The following is an 18,126-nucleotide window of genomic DNA, read 5'->3' as shown; positions in this document are numbered from 1 at the left end:
TTTTCCGGGCTACACACACTGACATTGAGGAAGGGGGACATAGGTGAGATTGATCGGTGCTGGTTCACATCCTGATCGGCCGCAGGTTGACCATGACCTCATCTTCACTGTCCCCAACATCCTCACGGTCCTCCGCTTCATGGGGGTCCCGTTGTTCGTGTGGCTCGTTTTGTCCGAGCAGGAGTACGGATTCGCGGTGCTGGTGCTCGTCATCATGGGAAGCACCGACTGGGTGGATGGCTACATTGCCCGGCGCTTCGACCAGACCTCCAAGCTGGGACGCATCCTTGATCCCATGGCTGACCGCGCCGCGCTCCTGGCCGTAGCGTTCACGTTGGCGATCGCCGGCGTCGTGCAGTGGTGGTATCTGGCCGCGCTGTTGGTGCCCGACGCCATCCTGGCCATCGCTTCACTGATCTACTTCCGAAGCCACCCGGACCTCCCGGTGAGCATCATTGGGAAAATCCGTACGGCACTGTTGCTGCTCGGCACTCCTCTGCTGGTCCTCTCCAAATTGCCCATTCCGTTCACTGAGGTCTACTTTGTAGCAGCCTGGACATTCCTGGGGCTCGGGCTTCTGGGACACTGGATTGCGGCCTACAACTATTTCTGGGCCATATTGCGTAAGGGTAAAGAACTGAAAAACGACGACGGCGGACGCGGCTGATGGTCTGGCTGGCGGTTTTTCTGGCGGTACTTGGTGCCTTCTTCCTGGCGATCGGCGCCCAACGGCAGGGCAGCGCAGTCAAGGCCGATACCGGTGGCCTGGCGCTGAGCTCCAACGGTTTCCTCCGGCTCCTGCGCAATCCCCGCTGGATGCTTGGGCTGTTGTTCCTTGCGCTCGGCATGGTGATGAATGCCATCGCCCTGGTCTCTGCCCCGCTGACGGTGGTGCAACCCATCGGCGCCATTGCCTTGGTGATCACCACGGTGGTCAATGCCAAGGACCAGGGACTGAGCATCAACCGTGCAACCGTGGTGGCCATCAGCGCCTGCGTCACGGGGTCTGCCTTGTTCGTGTTGCTGGCAGTATTCGTCACCCAGGAGAACCACCACGTCAACGCCGAGGACGAGCTGACCATCGTCCTGCTGCTGGCGTTGGCCGTAGGGATCTTCGGAACTTTGGCCGTCCTGTTCAAACACCGGATGAGTGCTTTCGTCTACATCCTCGGGGCTGGTGTGCTGTTCGGTTTTGTTGCCGTGCTGACCCGGATCATCGGCAAGCACCTGCTCGATCCCAACGGCCTGTTCCTGCTCAACGTCCAGTGGTACACCCTCATCGCCATCGTTGCTGCCGGGGGACTGGGCTCCTGGTTCGTGCAGAGCGCCTACTCAGGGGGCCCACCGGACCTGGTCATCGCCGGACTGACCGTTATTGACCCCATGGTGGGCATTGCCATCGGCATTGTGATCCTTGGTGAGCTTCGTCCCGATGTCCACGCCGTCATGGCCATCGCCATGGCTGTGGCCGCTACGCTTGCTATCGTGGGGGTTATTGCCCTGAGCCGGCATCATCCGGAAGTCACCAAACGCAAGAAGGACGCGAAGGCGGCTTCCAGCAAGAAGGCCTAGGGCAGAGCTTTACCTTGCGCCGCCGCTGTAAGCGGCCCGGCAACCCGGCGACACCGCAGTAGTGCCACAAGCAGTACTGTCCGCACCGTGACCATCAGGAGTTCTCCACGTGACCATTCCCGACACCACCAAGCCCCTTACCCTTCTGATAGCCGCGGATACCTATCCGCCGCACGTCAACGGTGCCGCACAGTTCGGCTATCGCCTGGCCAAGGGGATGACGGCACGCGGGCACAACGTCCATGTGTTGGCCTGCCGACCGGACACGGGCAAGAGCTACACGGAGTTCCGCGACGAAGCCACAGTCCACCGGCTGCGTTCCCACGGTGTTTTTACCCATGAGTACTTCCGTATTTGCTTCCCTTGGGAAATCAAGAAGGAAATCAGCCTGCTGTTCGACAAAGTCCAGCCGGACGTTGTCCACATCCAGAGCCACTACATGATTGGCGAACACGTCCTGTACGAGGCCGTGAAGCGCGGCATCCGGGTGGTTGCCACCAACCACTTCATGCCGGAAAACCTGAACCCGTTCCTGCCGTTCCCGCAATGGTTCAAGGATATTGTTGGCCGTATTTCCTGGAAGGACATGGGCAAGGTCATGGGCCAGGCGGACGTAGTCACCACGCCCACGCCACTTGCTGCCAAGGCCATGCATCAGCATGCGTTCCTGCGCAAGGTCCTGCCGCTCTCCAACGGCATTGACTCCTCCGCCTACGAGCTCCAGCCCGGTGAGACCATTGAGCCCCACGCCAACCCTACGGTGCTCTTTGCCGGACGTTTGGCGGAAGAAAAGCACGTCAACGTCCTCATTGACGCCGTGGCCAAGACCCCACGCGAATTGAACGTGCACCTTGAAATTGTGGGCGGTGGCGAAGTCCGTCCTGCCCTTGAGGCGCAGGTGGCGAAGCTGGGCCTGGGGGACCGGGTGAGGTTCCTCGGGCTGGCGAGCGACGACGATTTGCGCGAGGCCTACATCAAGGCGGATATCTTCTGCATGCCCGGCACCGCGGAGCTCCAGTCCCTGGTGACCCTGGAAGCCATGTCTGCCTCCACTCCCGTGCTGTTGGCCAACGCCATGGCACTGCCGCACCTGGTCCGCGACGGGGAGAACGGCTACCTCTTCACGCCGAACAACAGTGATGAACTCGCAGCCAAGATCACCAAGCTTGTGGAACTTCCCAAGCATGAGCTGGAAGCCATGGGCAAGCTGAGCCGGGAGATGGTGGAGCCGCACAGCATCAACGGCACCCTCCAGACGTTCGAGGACCTCTACCGCGGGGCCTCCTACGAGGACAAGGTGGTGTGACAAAAGCACTCCCCGGCAGCTATTAGAATTGCTGGAGTGCTTTGCCCGGTTCTGCTGTTTCCGCAGCGGCCGGACCGGGTATCACGGGGCTATAGCTCAGCTGGTTAGAGCGCGGGACTCATAATCCTAAGGTCCTCGGTTCAAGTCCGAGTAGCCCTACATCTCACGCAGGAGCCGCAGCCGGCAATCAATGATTGCCGGCTGCGGCTCTTTTGCGTTCCCCCTTATATACGGTAAGTTACTCATCAGTAACTTAGTCTTGGTCGCAGGTGACCACCGTGAAGGAGCGAAAATGTCCAACGCTGCATTCGACGCCGCCAATCTTCCGTACGCCGACGGCGACTTCTACGCCTTCGAGCAGATGCTGACGGAAAAAGAGCAGGACCGGCTGGCCGAGGTCCGGGAGTTTCTTGCCCGTGAGGTCAAGCCCATCGCTGTGGACTGCTGGAACCGCGGTGAGTTTCCCATGGACCTCATCCCCAAGCTGGGTGAACTGGACCTCGTCAGCCCTGTCCGCCGCCAGGGGTACTCCAATCTGTTCGCCGGCATGCTCCATGCTGAGGTGACCCGCGCGGACGCATCCATTGCCACCTTCATGGGCGTCCACGACGGTCTCTTCACTGGCTCCATCGAGGCCCTCGCTTCCCAGGAGCAGAAGGATGCCTGGCTCCCGGACATCTACTCGCTGAAGAAGATCGGCGCCTTCGGCCTGACCGAGCCGCTGGGTGGCTCCGACGTTGCCGGCGGCACCCGCACCACGGCAAAGCGCGATGGCGGTAACTGGATCCTCAACGGCGCCAAGCGCTGGATCGGCAACGCTACCTTCTCCGACTGGGTGGTCATTTATGCCAAGGATGTAGACGACAACCAGGTCAAGGCATTCCTGGTGGACACCACCTTGCCCGGCTTCTCTGCTACCAAGATCGAGAACAAGATTTCCCTGCGCACGGTGCAGAACGCGGACATTATCCTGGACAATGTGGTGGTTCCGGACTTCTTCAAACTGGCCAACGGCAACAGCTTCTGTGACACGAACAAGGTCCTCAAGGTCACCCGCCTGGCCGTCGCGTGGCAGGCCGTTGGACTTCAGATGGCAGCTTTTGACGTCGCCCGCAGCTACGCCGTGGAACGTCAGCAATTCGGCCGCCCGCTGGCCGCCTTCCAGCTGGTGCAAAACCAACTGGTCCAGATTCTTGGAAACACCGTTGCCTCAATGGGCATGATGGTCCGCCTGGCCCAGCTCGAAGACGCCGGAGTTGCCAAGGACGAGCAGTCGGCCCTGGCCAAGGCGTTCACGACCGCCCGCATGCGCGAAAGTGTTGCCCTGGGCCGCAGCATCCTTGGCGGTAATGGGATCGTCACGGACTACGGTATGGCCAAGATCTTCTCAGATGCCGAGGCCATCTATTCCTACGAAGGCACGCACGAAATCAACACCCTGGTCACAGGTCGGGCGATTACGGGTGTGTCGGCCATCGTCTAAAGGGCTGGCGAACACTGCAGGTCCAGGCTGGGCAGGTCCATGCCGGGCAGGGCATCAATAGAGCGGCAGCAGGATTGACGGGCGCAAGTCCACCACGAACCCCAGCGGATTGAGATAATCCTCGCCGTGGCGAACACCCCAGTGCAGGCAAGCAGGGCCGCGGCAATGTCCAGGTTCCAAGGTGCCAACGACCTGGCCCTTGCGGACGGCGTCTCCGGGTTTGAGGTCGCTGGCCACGGGTTCGAAGCTGCTCTTGAGGCCCTCGCCATGATCGATGGTCAGGACCGGCCGATCAACCACGACGCCGGCAAAGGTCACCACGCCATCCGAAGGTGCGGTGACCTTTCCGTCGTCGGGGGCCGGCCCCAAATCCACGCCTCGATGCCCGCTCAGCCAGGGCTTGTCCGGTGGATCGAAGAAACGCAGCACGGCAGGCTTGGGGGAGAGCGGCCAACTCCATCGGGCTGTGGCCGGATCAGGTGCGCCCGGCGCAGATGTGCTGAGCGCACCCGCCGTCATTGCCAGGGCAGCGAGCAGGGGTATCAGGGACTTTGCAAGGGCCATGGACCCAGCCTCCCGCGGTGTCTGCCCGGGGTCGATCCCAGGGCTGCCGTATGTGGACAACCGGCCGCGGATGCGGTCAAACCAGTGGGGTCGCTGTAGTACACTTGGTGGAGCAGTTTGCTGTGCCCTCAAGCTTGTTCAGGAGCATGTCTCATTCAGATATGTGAGGGCCCCAGGCTGACTACGCGTATCCAGCCCTCCACCAGCGAAGCCATGTGGCTTCAGGCTGCGGAGGATTGTGCCTCTTGCGGTCCGGCCAAGCCTTATGGTTCCACGCCGGATGAGAAGTGCAATGGATGCCAGGAGCCGCGCCCATCCGGGCAAAGGCTAAACAACCGTCAACTATTGGCAGGGTAAGAGCAGCCCCCTGGGCTCTCTCATGAATGACCTGCCGGAAGGAGCGTCGGCATGCCCGTCGTAACTATGCGCCAGCTGCTTGACAGCGGCGTCCACTTTGGACACCAGACCCGTCGTTGGAACCCGAAGATGAAGCGCTTCATCTTCACGGAGCGCAACGGCATCTACATCATTGACCTCCAGCAGTCGCTGTCCTACATCGACCGCGCCTACGAGTTCGTCAAGGCTACTGTCGCCCACGGCGGCACCGTCCTGTTCGTTGGCACCAAGAAGCAGGCTCAGGAAGCAATTGCCGAGCAGGCTACCCGCGTTGGCCAGCCCTACGTGAACCAGCGTTGGTTGGGCGGTATGCTCACCAACTTCCAGACCGTCGCCAAGCGTATCCAGCGCATGAAGGAACTCGAAGAGATCAACTTCGACGACGTCGCCGGCTCCGCTTACACCAAGAAGGAGCTCCTGCTCCTCAAGCGCGAACTCACCAAGCTTGAGTCCAACCTCGGTGGTATCCGCAACCTGACCAAGGCTCCCTCGGTTCTGTGGGTTGTTGACACCAAGAAGGAACACCTTGCTGTTGACGAAGCCAAGAAGCTGAACATCCCGGTTGTTGCCATCCTGGACACCAACTGCGATCCCGATGAAGTTGACTTCCCGATCCCGGGTAACGACGACGCCATCCGCTCCGTCAACCTGCTCACCCGCGTTGTTGCCGACGCCGTAGCTGAGGGCCTCATCGCCCGCAACCAGCGCGCAACCGGCACCACCGAAGCTCCGGAAGAGCCGCTGGCTGAGTGGGAGCGCGAGCTCCTCGAAGGCAGCAAGGCCGAAGAAGCAGCAGCAACCGAAGCTCCGGCAGCAGAAGCTCCCGCAGCTGAGGCTCCCGTTGCTGAAGCTGCAGCCGGCGAAGCCGAAGCAGCCAAGTAAATCTGGACCTTCCTTGATGCCGAAAAAGCATCGGGGGCAACTGACAGGATGGCGGCTCACACGGTGGGCTGCCGTCCTGTCAGTCCGTAAACACACAAATTTCTAGACAGAGGGGTTCACATGGCGAACTACACTGCTGCTGACATCAAGGCCCTGCGCGAGCGCACCGGCGCCGGCATGATGGACGTCAAGAAGGCTCTTGACGAGGCCAACGGTGACGCCGAGAAGGCCATCGAGATCATCCGCATCAAGGGCCTCAAGGGTGCTACCAAGCGCGAAGGCCGTTCAACTGCTGAAGGCCTGGTTGCTGCCAAGGTCAACGGCGGCGTTGGCGTAATGATCGAGGTCAACTGCGAGACCGACTTCGTTGCCAAGGCTGACAAGTTCATCCAGCTGGCTGACAAGGTCCTCAACGTTGCAGTCGAGTCCGGCGCGGCCGACCTCGAGACCCTGCTGGCTACCGAGGTCGACGGCAAGCCGTTGTCCGAGGTTGTTGTCGAAGAGGGCGCTGTCCTCGGCGAAAAGGTTGTTGTCCGTCGCATCTCCCGCGTTGAGGGCACCACGGTTGACGCTTACCTGCACAAGACGTCCAAGGACCTTCCGGCCCAGGTCGGCGTCCTGTTCGCTGTTGACGGTGAAGGCGAAGCTGCTGCCACCGCCGCACACGACATCGCTGTCCACGTTGCAGCCATGGCTCCGAACTACTTGACCCGCGACGACGTTCCGGCCGAACTGGTCGAGTCCGAGCGCCGTATCGCCGAAGAGACTGCCAAGGCTGAAGGCAAGCCCGAAGCTGCTCTTTCGAAGATCGTTGAAGGCCGCGTGACGGGCTTCTACAAGGGTGAAGTTCTGGTTGACCAGGCATTCGCCAAGGATTCCAAGAAGACTGTTGCACAGGTCCTCGAAGAAGCCGGCGTCAAGGCAACTGCAGTAACCCGTTTCCGCGTAGGAAACTAGTAATTCATGAAAAGGGGTGGTCACTTCGGTGGCCGCCCCTTTTTCATGCACCCGTCCGGGTAGTACCTGCGCGGACCCCCAGCACGATAATCTAGCCAGAGTCCACCAACGGGAGGCACCATGGAAACCGTCAACACTGCAATCCAGCCCGAGAAGACCCGCCGACGTGTACTTCTGAAACTTTCCGGTGAGGTGATCGGTGGCGGCAAGCTCGGCGTCGATCCTGAGACCGTCCGGGCCATTGCCAAGCAGATCGCGGCAGCTGTCTCCGACGTCGAAGTAGCAATCGTCGTAGGCGGCGGTAACTTCTTCCGCGGCGCAGAGCTGTCCCAGAGCGGCATGGACCGTTCCCGCGCGGACTACATGGGCATGCTCGGCACGGTCATGAACTGCCTGGCCCTGCAGGACTTCCTGGAGCAGGCCGGCGTTGAAACCCGCGTGCAGAGTGCCATCACCATGGGCCAGGTTGCCGAAGCGTACATTCCCCGCCGGGCCATCCGCCACATGGAAAAGGGCCGCGTTGTCATCTTCGGCGCGGGCGCCGGACTGCCCTACTTCTCCACTGATACCGTGGCTGCACAGCGTGCGCTCGAAGTCCATGCCGACGTGGTCCTCATGGCTAAGAGCGGTGTGGACGGCGTATACACCGCCGATCCCAAGAAGGATCCCGAAGCTGAGAAGCTCGATGTCCTCAGCTACGACGACGCCCTGCGTCGCGACATCCGCGTCATGGACCAGACGGCCATGACCATGTGCAAGGACAACAATCTCTCAATGGTGGTCTTCGGCATGGAAGGCGAGGGCAACGTAACCCGTGCCATCCTCGGCGAAACGCTGGGAACCCTGGTTACTCCCTAGCAAGGGCTAGGATATTTCTAGGACCGTCCGCCTCTCACGGCGGATCTTTACTGTGTACTGCGGCCTGCTTTTGGGCAGCAACTATTTTCTGAGGAGAAACCCGTGATCGAAGAGACCTTGCTCGAAGCCGGCGAGAAGATGGACAAGGCGGTTGAGGTAGCCAAGGACGATTTCGCCACGATCCGTACGGGTCGGGCGAACCCCGGTCTCTACAACAAGGTGATTGTTGAGTACTATGGCACGCCCACGCCGCTCCAGCAGTTGGCCTCCTTTGGCGTGCCGGACGCCCGGACCATCCTCATTACGCCGTACGACAAGACCGCGCTGCGCGACATCGAGAAAGCGCTGAGCGATTCCGAGGTTGGTGCCAACCCCTCGAACGACGGCAACGTCATCCGCGTCACCATTCCGGAGCTCACCAAGGAGCGCCGCAAGGAGTACGTCAAAATCGTCAAGGGCAAGGGTGAGGACGCAAAGGTCTCCATCCGCAGCATCCGCCGCAAGGCAAAGGACACCCTGGACAAGCTCGTCAAGGACGGCGAAGCCGGCGAAGACGAGGGTGCCCGCGCTGAGAAGGAGCTCGACGCCCTGACCAAGCAGCACGTTGACAGCATCGACGAACTGCTCAAGCGCAAGGAAGCCGAGCTGCTCGAGGTCTGATGAACCAGGCTGAGCCGGCACCCGCTGGGCGGGTCCCGACACGCGATAGTCCACAGCGCTCCAGACGCGTACGGACGAACCCCACGCCAAAGGCAGGCCGGAATCTTCCGGCCGCCATCGGCGTCGGGCTCGCCATGCTCCTGGCGGTTCTGGGCGGGCTGCTTTTCCTCCCGTTGGGGTTCGTTCTGCTCACCACGGCTTTTGCTGTGTTGGGTGTGTGGGAAGTATTCCGGGCTCTCGAAGCCCAGGGCACCAGGATGCCGATCATCCCCGTGATGGTTGGCAGCCTGGTGATGCCGGTTTCGGCCTACTTTGGTGGTCTTGAAGGATTGCTGTTCACCCTGACGGCGAGCTCAGTGGCCGTGCTGCTGTGGCGGTCCATCGAGAGCGCCGCCGGAGCGCCGCGGAGCGTGTTCGCCGGTGTTTTCACCCTGGCGTGGATTCCTTTCCTTATCAGCTTCGCGTCCCTGTCTTTGCACACCGCCGGCGGACCTACTCCCGTGGGTTTTTGGCCGGACGGTATCCCGGAAGGTGCATGGCAGATCGCGTCCATGCTGCTGTTGGTGGTTTCCAATGACACGTTCGGGTACATCGTTGGGGCATCATTCGGGAAACACCCCATGGCTCCCAAAATCAGCCCCAAAAAGTCCTGGGAGGGCTTTGCCGGTTCCGTGGGCGGTGCGATGCTCATTGGCGTCCTGGCCTGCATCTTCCTCCTCGACAAGCCCTGGTGGGTTGGTTTGATCCTGGCCGTTGGCATGGTGGCTGCGGCTACCGCCGGCGACCTCGCCGAGTCCATGGTCAAACGTGAACTGGGGGTTAAGGACATGAGCAGTATCCTGCCCGGCCATGGTGGGGTGATGGACCGCTTGGACTCCATTGTGTTCGCCGCCCCTGTAGCCTATGTTCTGTTCGCGCTGCTGAGCGGCGTTTGAGAATCAACGAAGGAAAATTAGTGTCCGTGGATATTCGACGCCAGATTCCCGCAACGTTCGATCGCGTGGAACGCAGCAAGTACGGCTACAACGCCAAACAAGTTGACGAGTTCCTCCAGCGCGCCAGGACCTCGTTCGAGAACCCCGTGGGTACTGCTGACCAGGTAGCCAGCGTGGATGTCCGGGACGTGGCTTTTGATCCCGTCAAGGGTGGCTATGACGCCCACAGCGTTGATGCCGCACTGGATCGGCTGGAGGATGCATTTGCCCGCCGTGAGCGGGATGACCTGATCAGCCAGCAGGGCGAAGAAGCCTGGTTGCGCCAGATCGGCAAACTCTCCGGGATTCTGCGGGGCCGGCTGCACCGGCCCGACGGCGAACGGTTCCGTCGGCCTTCCAGCAAGCGCGCACGCAGCTACAACACCCAGGACGTCGATGCCCTGTGTGCTGAGCTGGTGGGCTACCTGGAACATGACCAGGTCCTGAGCGTTGACACTGTTCGCCGTGCCGTTTTCCGGGCGGCCAAGGGAAACGAAGGCTACGAAGAAGCCCAGGTTGACGCATTCCTGGCCCGCGCTGTAGAGCTCATGGCGGCCATTGACTAGTCCACACCCCGCGTTGCGGGTACAGGGCTAGCCGGTAGGGGACACCGGCGGATTGTTCTTCCATACCTCCAGGTAGCGCCGGTGGCCGCGGGTCAAGGACGTCCCGAAGAAGACCAGGGCGGCCACCACGGCTACAGGGACTGCCGCCACCGCTGGAAGTCCGGCCGTTAAGAGGGCCGATCCCAGCAGCAGGGCGATCAAGGCCGCGTTCACGAACCCCATAAAGACCATGCTGCTGCCGGCCACCTGGCTGAAGGCCTTCCGAACGCCCAGGAAGTAGTAGGTCTTTTTGGCGCCTTCCTCGTCGTCGTGAGCCCCTGCCATCAAGTACGGCCCTATGCCGGGATCCATATCGACGTAGGCCGCCCGCAGGCGGTTCATTGCCAGGACATACATCAAGTCCTCCATTCCCACGCTCATGACGCGCACGTGGGTGAGCAGGCCCACCACCAGGTCAATGCTGAGGACTGTCAACGCGAATGCCCTGAAGGCGTCTGAAAATTGGGTGGCATTCCCTACCAGCGCGACGCTCAGCAGGCTCGCTGAGGTGAAGGTCAGGAACATGCTGATCCGGGTGAGGACCTCGCCTTGGGTGGTGCTGCGGGAGGCCAGCAGGCTCCAGTGTTCCGTGGCCAGCAATTGCGCGCGGACGCTCGGCGAGAGCTCCGGCCTGGGTACCGCGGACTCGGGACCGGCCACACCTGGTTCCTCGGACATGGCGTCATTGTCCACCCTGAAAGGTCAGCGGACAACGTCCTGCCGCTGCTATCTCTCGGTTACTACCGGCCTTTCCGGAACATGCAACCGGGACATCACGCGGTTCACCGACGCCGGCACGCGGCTTTTTGTTGCCAGGGAAACGATCACTGTCACGGCAAAGGCTGAGGGGACACTCCAGGCCGCGGGCTGGGCAAGCCATGCGGGTGCATTGCCTGGCCCCATGAGCGTGCCCGCAACCATGGCACCACCGCACAGGAGGGCGCCGGTGAGCATCCCGGCAATGGCACCGGTGTCGGTCAGGCCACGCCACCAGATTCCCAGCAACAGCACCGGGCAAATGGTGGAAGCCGTAAAGGCGAAGACCAGGCCCACGCTGCCGGCAAGGGCCAGGGTGTCGGTCATGAAGGCAAAACCCAAAGGCACGACGGCGGCCAGCACGGCTGCGAGCCGAAAACCCCTGACGCTCCCGCCGAAGAGGTCCTGGCTGATAACGCCGGACAGTGACACCACCAGGCCGGACGTGGTGGAGAGGAAGGCGGCGAAGGCTCCAGCCACAACGAGGGCGGAAAGCAGGTCCCCTGCGGTGCCCCCTATCAGCTTGCCGGGGAGCAGCAGGACCAAGGCGTCTGCCTGGCCGGATTGGGCGAGTTCAGGGGCGAAAATACGTCCCACAGCGCCTGACACCGTAGGAAAGAGGTAGAAGACGGAGAGCAGCCCCAGCACAATGAGTGTTGTGCGACGGGCAGACTGGCCGTCGGGGTTGGTGTAGAACCGGACCAGGACGTGGGGCAGGCCTAAGGTTCCGAAGAGCAAGGCCACCAATAAGGAAATGTGCTGGTACACGCCAGCCGCGGCCTGGCTGGTGGGATTGACGGGCAGGGGAGCCTGGGGCGCTGTGCCGTTGCCGGCCAACACCAGCAGGACGAAGACCACGGGCACCGCCAAAGCGGTCAGTTTCAACCAATACTGAAAGGCTTGTACGAAGGTGATCGAGCGCATTCCACCTGCCACCACCGTGAGGCACACAACCAGTACCACCGCCGTCGAGCCTACCCACGACGGCAGGCCTGTGGTGATCCGGATGGTGAGCGCTGCCCCATGGAGTTGGGGGACGATGTACAGCCAGCCAACGGCCACCACCACGAGGCTTGTCACCCGCCGGACCAGCTTGGAGTCCAAGCGGGCTTCAGTGAAATCCGGAATCGTGTAGGCACCGGAGCGCCGCAGGGGAGCGGCGACGAAGAGGAGCAGCATCAAATAGCCGGCGGTGTAGCCCACGGGGAACCACAGCGCGTCAGTTCCTGAAAGCAGGATCAGGCCCGCGACACCCAGGAAGCTGGCGGCGGATAAATATTCGCCGCCGATTGCAGAGGCGTTCCACCACGGCGGGACGGTTCGCGAAGCGACGTAGAAATCCCCGGTGGTTCGTGAGATCCGAAGCCCGTAGAAGCCGATGACCGCCGTGGCAAGTGACACGGCGAGGAAAGCGAAGAGGCCAACGGCAGGGTTCACTTGTCCTCCACAAGGTCACGGTAGCGTGCCTCATTACGGGCCGCTGCACGGTTGTAGAGCCATGCGCTCACTCCGATCACCGGGTATATGCCCGCGCCCAGCACCAGCCAATCCAAGGGAATGCCAAGGATCCGGGTCTCCGCCACCCCGGGGCCATAGACAAGGAACAGCGCGATTACGGCAAGAATGACCAGGAAGCCGCAGGCCACCACCAAGGCCAAACGCAATTGGGAGCGGATCAAGGATCGGATAAAGATCCTGCCGGCATCGGAATCTTCGGGTACCTCCCTCGGGTAGGGCAGCCTGCCCGGTGCCGCCGTGGCCGTCCGGCGCGGAGCCGTAACACGGACGCGGGTCATCCCTGTGGCCGGATGCGGGTGGATTGCAGTTTGTCACGGACAGAGGGCAAGTGGCGCCGGCTGATGGGCAGCTCAGCTCCGGCCACCGCCACGCTGGGTCCCGTAGCCGAAAGCTTGAGGTGCTGCACGTGATTCAAGGCGATGAGATACGAACGGTGGATTCGGATGAAACCCGCCTCCGCCCACTTCTGCTCAAGATCGCTGAGGGGGACCCGGATGAGGTAGCTGGCTTCGGCAGTGTGGAGTCGCGCGTAGTCGCCTTGGGCCTGAACGTAAGTGACATCGTCCCGGCGGATCATGCGCGTTGTACTGCCAAGATCCACCGTGATCATCTCCGGGGCGGGAGTGCCTTCCTTGATCAGGTCACTGATCCGGTCCACGGAACGGGATAACCGTTCCGCGCGCAGGGGCTTGAGCAGGTAGTCGATGGCTGCGAGGTCGAAGGCTTCCAACGCGCAATCTTCATCAGCGGTGACAAAAACGACGGCGGGCGGATTGCTGCTGCGCGAAATGGCCCGGGCGATGTCCAGACCGGACAGGGCAGGCATGTGAATGTCGAGGAATACGGCGTCGACAGACTCCCTTTCCAAGGTCCGCAGTGCTTCTGCGCCCGACGACGCCCGGTGGATCGAACCGATTCGTTCATCCCGCCCCAAGAGGAAAGCAAGCTCCTCCACGGCGGGCAGTTCGTCATCAGCGACGAGCACGTTGATCATGATTAAAGACTAACCTTCCCTTCAAGCGTCATGGCCGGGCTGGGATTTGGGCACCCGCATGGTGATCAGGGTTCCTTCTCCGGGAGCAGTGTCGATCACCAGTCCGTGCTCATCCCCATAGACCTGGCGTAGCCGGGCGTCCACATTGCGCAGTCCCACATGGATGCCGTCGGTGTGTCCGGCGAGCACTGACCGCAGGTGCTCCGGGTCCATGCCGACGCCGTCGTCCTCGATGGTCACTTCCGCGAACGCGCCGGAATCATTGGCGCAAATGGTGATGTGTCCCGGGCCCTCCTTGGCCTCGAGGCCGTGGCGGACGGCATTCTCCACCAGGGGCTGCAGGCTGAGGAAGGGAATGACTGTGCTAAGGACCTCGGGGGCGATCCGCAGGCTTACCTGGACGCGCTCGCCGAAGCGTGCTCGCTCCAGCAGAAGGTAGCGGTCGATGCAGCGCAGTTCTTCCGCCACTGTGGTGAAGTCGCCATGGCGCCGGAAAGAGTAGCGGGTGAAGTCGGCGAACTCCACTACCAGTTCCCGGGCCCGGGCGGGGTCGGTGTTGATGAACGAGGCGATCGCATTGAGGGAGTTGTAAATGAAGTGCGGGCTGATTTGTGCACGCAATGCCCTGACTTCAGCTTCCATCAGCAAGGTCCGCGAGGCTTCGAGCTCTGTCAGCTCCAGCTGGGCGGCAATCCAATCGGCAACCTCGCTGGTGGCCCTCACCAGCCCGGCACCTGCTGCCGGTGCCAGCGCAGCCACCGCGCCCACCACCTTGGAACCGGACCGGATTGGTGCAATCACGGCACTGTAATCATGGCTTCCATGCTCGGCTTTGCCATTGGTTCGATGCCCGGCATGCGGCACCACCGCGGTTCGGCCGGTGGACAGCACCTCGGCAGCAAGACGCATCAGCGAGGACCTGAGTTCCTCAGCGGCACCATCCCAGGCGAGCACGGAATCGGTGTCCGTAATGGCCAATGCGTCGCAGCCCAGCAGGACGCGCAGTTGCTTGCTGGCCTTGGCCGCACCGGCAGGCTGGAGGCCGCCGCGGAGATGCTGCCCGGCGCGGGAGGCTGCGTGCAGGGTGTTGTAGGTTGCTCGCTCGGCATCGGTGCCCAGGTCCCGGAAGGAACGCATCACCTTCAGGCCAACACCCACGACGACGGCGACGGCCAGCACGATCACGGCGATCGCGGCTGCGGTGAAAAGCGGGGAATCGGGCATAGAGCCAGAGTAGCCGGACCCGCTCCCGCATCCTTCCGCGCGGTCTGCTTGCGCCCTCATGGACACCGTTTGGCGCAGCGTCACGACCGCTGAGCGACGGCAGTGGACGATGCTCTGGAACAGGTGCCGCACGGCAGTCAATAGTGATTGCAGTCACATTGGCAAGGTGTGTGGAGCTGATGTGGACACATCACAATCAGGAGGAACCATGGGTAACGACGCCCAACCCCAGGACGCAACAGCGTCCGTGGACTTCCAGGAAGTCCAACAGACGGAACGGTTCAAGACGCTGCGCAAACGGCACCGCAGTTTTGTCTTCCCCATGGCAGTGGTATTTCTGCTCTGGTATTTCGCGTACGTCCTTTTGGCTGACTACGCGGTGGGCTTTATGTCCATCAAGGTGTGGGGCAACATCAACGTGGGGCTGATTCTTGGCCTGCTGCAGTTCGTCACCACTTTCGGCATCACGGCTTGGTACGTGAGCTACTCAAACAGGAAACTTGACCCGATCGCTGCTGAAATCCGCAACGAGATCGAGGGCCACGAATTCGATAAGGACGGCAATGTGATCAGCGGGGCAGCCAAATGAACACCATGGTCCCGGCGGCAGTCAACGTCGAAGCACTCAAAGACACCACCCTGCTCAACATGGGCATCTTCGCCCTCTTCGTGGCAGTCACCATGGTGATCGTCTTCCGGGCAAGCCGGAACAATAAGACGGCGGCAGACTATTACGCAGCGGGGCGGTCATTCACAGGCTCCCAAAACGGCACGGCCATCGCCGGCGACTACCTCTCAGCGGCGTCATTCCTCGGCATCACCGGCGCCATTGCCATCAACGGTTACGACGGGTTCTTGTACTCCATCGGCTTCCTTGTCGCCTGGCTGGTGGCCCTGCTGCTGGTGGCTGAACTGCTGCGCAATACCGGTAAGTTCACCATGGCCGACGTCCTGTCCTTCCGCTTGCGCCAGCGCCCTGTGCGGATTGCCGCTGCCCTGTCCACGCTGGCCGTTTGCTTCTTCTACCTCCTCGCGCAGATGGCAGGCGCAGGGAGCCTGATCTCCCTCCTGCTGGGCATCAGCGACTGGGGCGGCCAGGCCCTGGTGATCATCGTCGTTGGCGCCTTGATGATCATGTACGTACTGATTGGCGGCATGAAGGGCACCACCTGGGTGCAGATCATCAAGGCCATCCTGCTCATTGCCGGTGCCGGAGTCATGACGGCCATGGTGCTTGCGATCTATGGCTTCAACCTGTCCAGCCTGCTGGGATCTGCAGCAGAGGCCGCCAACAACCCGGCCATCCTGAACCCGGGCCTGCAGTACGGCAAGACTGAAACATCCAAGCTCGACTTCATGTCCCTTGGCCTCGCACTGGTCCTTGGCACCGCGGCCCTCCCGCACGTCCTGATGCGCTTCTACACCGTGCCCACGGCCAAGGAAGCCCGGAAGTCCGTGGTGTGGGCGATCTGGCTGATTGGCCTGTTCTACCTGTTCACCCTGGTGCTGGGTTACGGTGCAGCGGCCCTGGTGGGTGCAGAAACCATCAAGTCCGCACCTGGCGGTGTCAACTCCGCCGCACCGCTCCTGGCCTTCCACTTGGGCGGACCACTGCTCCTGGGCTTCATTTCGGCGGTGGCCTTCGCCACCATCCTGGCAGTGGTGGCAGGCCTGACCATCACAGCGGCAGCCTCCTTCGCCCACGATATTTACGCCAATGTCATTGCCAAGGGCAAAGCAGATGCAATTACCGAAGTGAAGGTGGCTCGTCGAACGGTACTGGTGATCGGTGTCCTGGCCATCCTGGGTGGCATCTTTGCCAACGGCCAGAACGTGGCATTCCTGGTGGCCCTGGCCTTCGCTGTTGCCGCCTCGGCCAACCTGCCGACGATCGTCTACTCACTGTTCTGGAAGAAGTTCACCACCCAGGGCGCGGTCTGGAGCATGTACGGCGGTTTGGCCGCAGCCATTCTGCTCATCACGTTCTCACCCGTGGTTTCAGGTGCCAAGACGTCCATGATCCCCGGTGCCAACTTCGCCCTGTTCCCGTTGAGCAACCCCGGCATCGTGTCCATCCCGTTGGCCTTCTTCCTTGGCTGGCTGGGAACCGTCCTGGACAAGCGCCGCGAGGATCCGGCCAAGCAGGCTGAAATGGAAGTGCGCTCGCTGACCGGCGTCGGTGCTGAGAAGGCCGTCGACCACTAGCTGGGGCGTGAACAAGACCCCCGGTTGCTGAATGAAAAAGGCTCCTCCTGCGAACATTGCGCAGGAGGAGCCTTCTTCTTGTGGGCTGTGATTCTTCAGGCCGGGCTACTTCTTCAGGCTGAGCCACTCCGTCAGCTGTTCCAGCGGCCACGTAGTGACGATCCTTTCCTTCGGCACGCCAAGGGCTTCGGCCCGCTCAGCCCCGTATTGAAGGAAATCGAGCTGGCCGGGAGCGTGGGCATCGCTGTCGATGCTGAACAGGCAACCGGCGTCCAGGGCCAAGGCGATGAGGTTGTCCGGTGGGTCCTGCCGTTCCGGGCGGGAATTGATTTCGACGGCGACACCCCACTCGGCGCATTCTTTGAAAACCTTGGCGGCATCGAACTCGGACTCAGGCCGGGTACCCCGTGATCCTTGGACCAGACGGCCGGTGCAATGCCCCAGCACATTGGTATGGGGGTCACTGATACCGCCCAGCATCCGTGTTGTCATGGTCTTTTTGTCTGACCGGAGCTTGGAGTGGACGCTCGCTACTACCACGTCCAGTTGATTGAGCATGTGGGGAGACTGGTCCAGGGTCCCGTCCTCAAGGATGTCCACTTCAATGCCTTTGAGCAGGCGGAAGCCGTCCTGGGATGCGTTGATTCCCTCCACCACGCCCAGCTGCTTTTCGAGCCGTTCCACGCTCAGCCCGTTGGCGATGGTGAGATTGGGGGAGTGGTCGGTCAAAGCCAGATACTCCCGGCCGAGGGTCTTGGCCGCTGCCGCCATGGATTCAATGGGGGATCCGCCATCGGACCAATTGCTGTGGCTGTGAAGGTCCCCGCGCAGGGCGGCCTGCAAGGTCTCGCCCCCGGAAACCAGGGGCTCCGTGCCGCGTTCGCGAAGGTCGGCCAGATAGTCAGGGACACGGTCCTCCAAGGACTGTGTGATGACTTCGGCGCTCCGGCTTCCGACGCCTTTGACGCTCTTTATCCGCCCGCTGCTGACAAGCTTCGCCAGCTCTTCGGGCGGAAGCTGCCGCACGGCGTCGGCGGCTTTGCGGAAGGCTTGGACTTTGAAGGTGGGGGCCAGGCTGCGTTCCAGCCAGAAGGCGATTTCGTCGAGGGCCTCGATGGGATCCATGGCTCCATGATCCACGAACCAGGCGCACCATCAACAGTGGGCATGGT

Annotated in this window: 19 protein-coding genes and 1 tRNA gene; 13 read left to right on the top strand and 7 right to left on the bottom strand. The window is 61.9% G+C overall.

Translation table 11 applies throughout. The features are described 5' to 3' along the window. The first annotated feature begins 43 nt into the window (after positions 1–43). The 5 genes from M1D51_RS14600 to M1D51_RS14580 all read left to right on the top strand — a co-directional run bounded on the left by M1D51_RS14600 (position 44) and on the right by M1D51_RS14580 (position 4,361). Complete coding sequence (locus M1D51_RS14600; RefSeq protein WP_172325776.1) at positions 44–667, top strand: CDP-alcohol phosphatidyltransferase family protein; 624 nt, start codon at positions 44–46, stop codon at positions 665–667. After that, entirely contained in the window at positions 667–1,572 is a 906-nt protein-coding gene (locus tag M1D51_RS14595; protein WP_458106994.1) for a DMT family transporter, read from the top strand. The genes M1D51_RS14600 and M1D51_RS14595 overlap by 1 nt, the downstream gene beginning before the upstream one ends. Positions 1,573–1,681: 109 nt before the next feature. Further along, the gene (locus tag M1D51_RS14590; RefSeq protein WP_458106993.1) at positions 1,682–2,878 is read left to right on the top strand and encodes a glycosyltransferase; all 1,197 of its coding nucleotides are present in this window, start codon (positions 1,682–1,684) and stop codon (positions 2,876–2,878) included. A gap of 85 nt (positions 2,879–2,963) precedes the next feature. Continuing rightward, positions 2,964–3,037: transfer RNA gene (locus M1D51_RS14585), tRNA-Ile, on the top strand. A 133-nt stretch (positions 3,038–3,170) separates the two neighbouring features. Next, on the top strand, positions 3,171–4,361 hold the full coding sequence (locus M1D51_RS14580) for an acyl-CoA dehydrogenase family protein (RefSeq protein ID WP_458106992.1): 1,191 nt from the start codon (positions 3,171–3,173) through the stop codon (positions 4,359–4,361). 54 nt (positions 4,362–4,415) lie between these two features. On the opposite strand, the gene M1D51_RS14575 is transcribed toward M1D51_RS14580, so the two are convergent. Further along, on the bottom strand, positions 4,416–4,925 hold the full coding sequence (locus M1D51_RS14575) for a M23 family metallopeptidase (RefSeq protein WP_458106991.1): 510 nt from the start codon (positions 4,923–4,925) through the stop codon (positions 4,416–4,418). Positions 4,926–5,333: 408 nt separating this feature from the next. Between M1D51_RS14575 and rpsB the strand changes: the two genes are divergently transcribed. From rpsB to M1D51_RS14545, 6 genes are all read left to right on the top strand, one after another. Then, a complete protein-coding gene (gene rpsB, locus M1D51_RS14570; protein WP_172322146.1) occupies positions 5,334–6,203 on the top strand; it encodes a 30S ribosomal protein S2 in 870 nt (289 codons plus the stop codon). A 120-nt stretch (positions 6,204–6,323) separates the two neighbouring features. After that, positions 6,324–7,160 (top strand): translation elongation factor Ts, encoded by an 837-nt coding sequence (gene tsf / locus M1D51_RS14565; RefSeq protein ID WP_026541489.1) that lies wholly within the window; start codon positions 6,324–6,326, stop codon positions 7,158–7,160. A gap of 120 nt (positions 7,161–7,280) precedes the next feature. Further along, positions 7,281–8,018, top strand: coding sequence for a UMP kinase (pyrH, locus tag M1D51_RS14560; RefSeq protein WP_026541490.1), 738 nt, complete (start codon positions 7,281–7,283; stop codon positions 8,016–8,018). A 102-nt stretch (positions 8,019–8,120) separates the two neighbouring features. Continuing rightward, positions 8,121–8,678: a ribosome recycling factor gene (gene frr, locus M1D51_RS14555; RefSeq protein ID WP_026541491.1), complete on the top strand. Its 558-nt coding sequence runs from the start codon at positions 8,121–8,123 to the stop codon at positions 8,676–8,678. After that, positions 8,678–9,613, top strand: a complete 936-nt coding sequence (locus tag M1D51_RS14550) for a phosphatidate cytidylyltransferase (RefSeq protein ID WP_172322145.1) — start codon at positions 8,678–8,680, stop codon at positions 9,611–9,613. Before frr ends, M1D51_RS14550 begins: the two co-directional genes overlap by 1 nt. Positions 9,614–9,633: 20 nt before the next feature. Then, on the top strand, positions 9,634–10,218 hold the full coding sequence (locus M1D51_RS14545) for a DivIVA domain-containing protein (protein WP_172322144.1): 585 nt from the start codon (positions 9,634–9,636) through the stop codon (positions 10,216–10,218). 27 nt (positions 10,219–10,245) lie between these two features. Here M1D51_RS14545 and M1D51_RS14540 read toward each other — a convergent pair whose 3' ends face one another. Genes M1D51_RS14540 through M1D51_RS14520 form a run of 5 tightly spaced genes read right to left on the bottom strand, consistent with a single transcriptional unit; the run spans position 10,246 to position 14,749 of the window. After that, entirely contained in the window at positions 10,246–10,935 is a 690-nt protein-coding gene (locus M1D51_RS14540; RefSeq protein WP_458106990.1) for a hypothetical protein, read from the bottom strand. Positions 10,936–10,983: 48 nt separating this feature from the next. After that, complete coding sequence (locus M1D51_RS14535; RefSeq protein WP_458106989.1) at positions 10,984–12,450, bottom strand: sodium/solute symporter; 1,467 nt, start codon at positions 12,448–12,450, stop codon at positions 10,984–10,986. Further along, a complete protein-coding gene (locus M1D51_RS14530; protein WP_458106988.1) occupies positions 12,447–12,809 on the bottom strand; it encodes a hypothetical protein in 363 nt (120 codons plus the stop codon). The genes M1D51_RS14535 and M1D51_RS14530 overlap by 4 nt, the downstream gene beginning before the upstream one ends. Continuing rightward, positions 12,806–13,525 (bottom strand): LytR/AlgR family response regulator transcription factor, encoded by a 720-nt coding sequence (locus tag M1D51_RS14525; protein ID WP_458106987.1) that lies wholly within the window; start codon positions 13,523–13,525, stop codon positions 12,806–12,808. The genes M1D51_RS14530 and M1D51_RS14525 overlap by 4 nt, the downstream gene beginning before the upstream one ends. Before the next feature lie 21 nt (positions 13,526–13,546). Next, the gene (locus tag M1D51_RS14520; RefSeq protein WP_458106986.1) at positions 13,547–14,749 is read right to left on the bottom strand and encodes a sensor histidine kinase; all 1,203 of its coding nucleotides are present in this window, start codon (positions 14,747–14,749) and stop codon (positions 13,547–13,549) included. 208 nt (positions 14,750–14,957) lie between these two features. Between M1D51_RS14520 and M1D51_RS14515 the strand changes: the two genes are divergently transcribed. Together M1D51_RS14515 and M1D51_RS14510 are read left to right on the top strand one after the other, a co-directional pair. Further along, positions 14,958–15,338, top strand: a complete 381-nt coding sequence (locus tag M1D51_RS14515; protein ID WP_172322138.1) for a DUF485 domain-containing protein — start codon at positions 14,958–14,960, stop codon at positions 15,336–15,338. Continuing rightward, positions 15,335–16,954 (top strand): solute symporter family protein, encoded by a 1,620-nt coding sequence (locus M1D51_RS14510; RefSeq protein ID WP_172322137.1) that lies wholly within the window; start codon positions 15,335–15,337, stop codon positions 16,952–16,954. Before M1D51_RS14515 ends, M1D51_RS14510 begins: the two co-directional genes overlap by 4 nt. A 105-nt stretch (positions 16,955–17,059) precedes the next feature. On the opposite strand, the gene M1D51_RS14505 is transcribed toward M1D51_RS14510, so the two are convergent. Continuing rightward, the gene (locus M1D51_RS14505) at positions 17,060–18,079 is read right to left on the bottom strand and encodes a PHP domain-containing protein (RefSeq protein ID WP_458106985.1); all 1,020 of its coding nucleotides are present in this window, start codon (positions 18,077–18,079) and stop codon (positions 17,060–17,062) included. Positions 18,080–18,126 lie beyond the last annotated feature (47 nt).

This window comes from Arthrobacter sp. R3-55, assembly GCF_054161505.1.
Note: the sequence above shows the minus strand (reverse complement) of the source record. Positions and strands in the feature narration are given on the sequence as shown.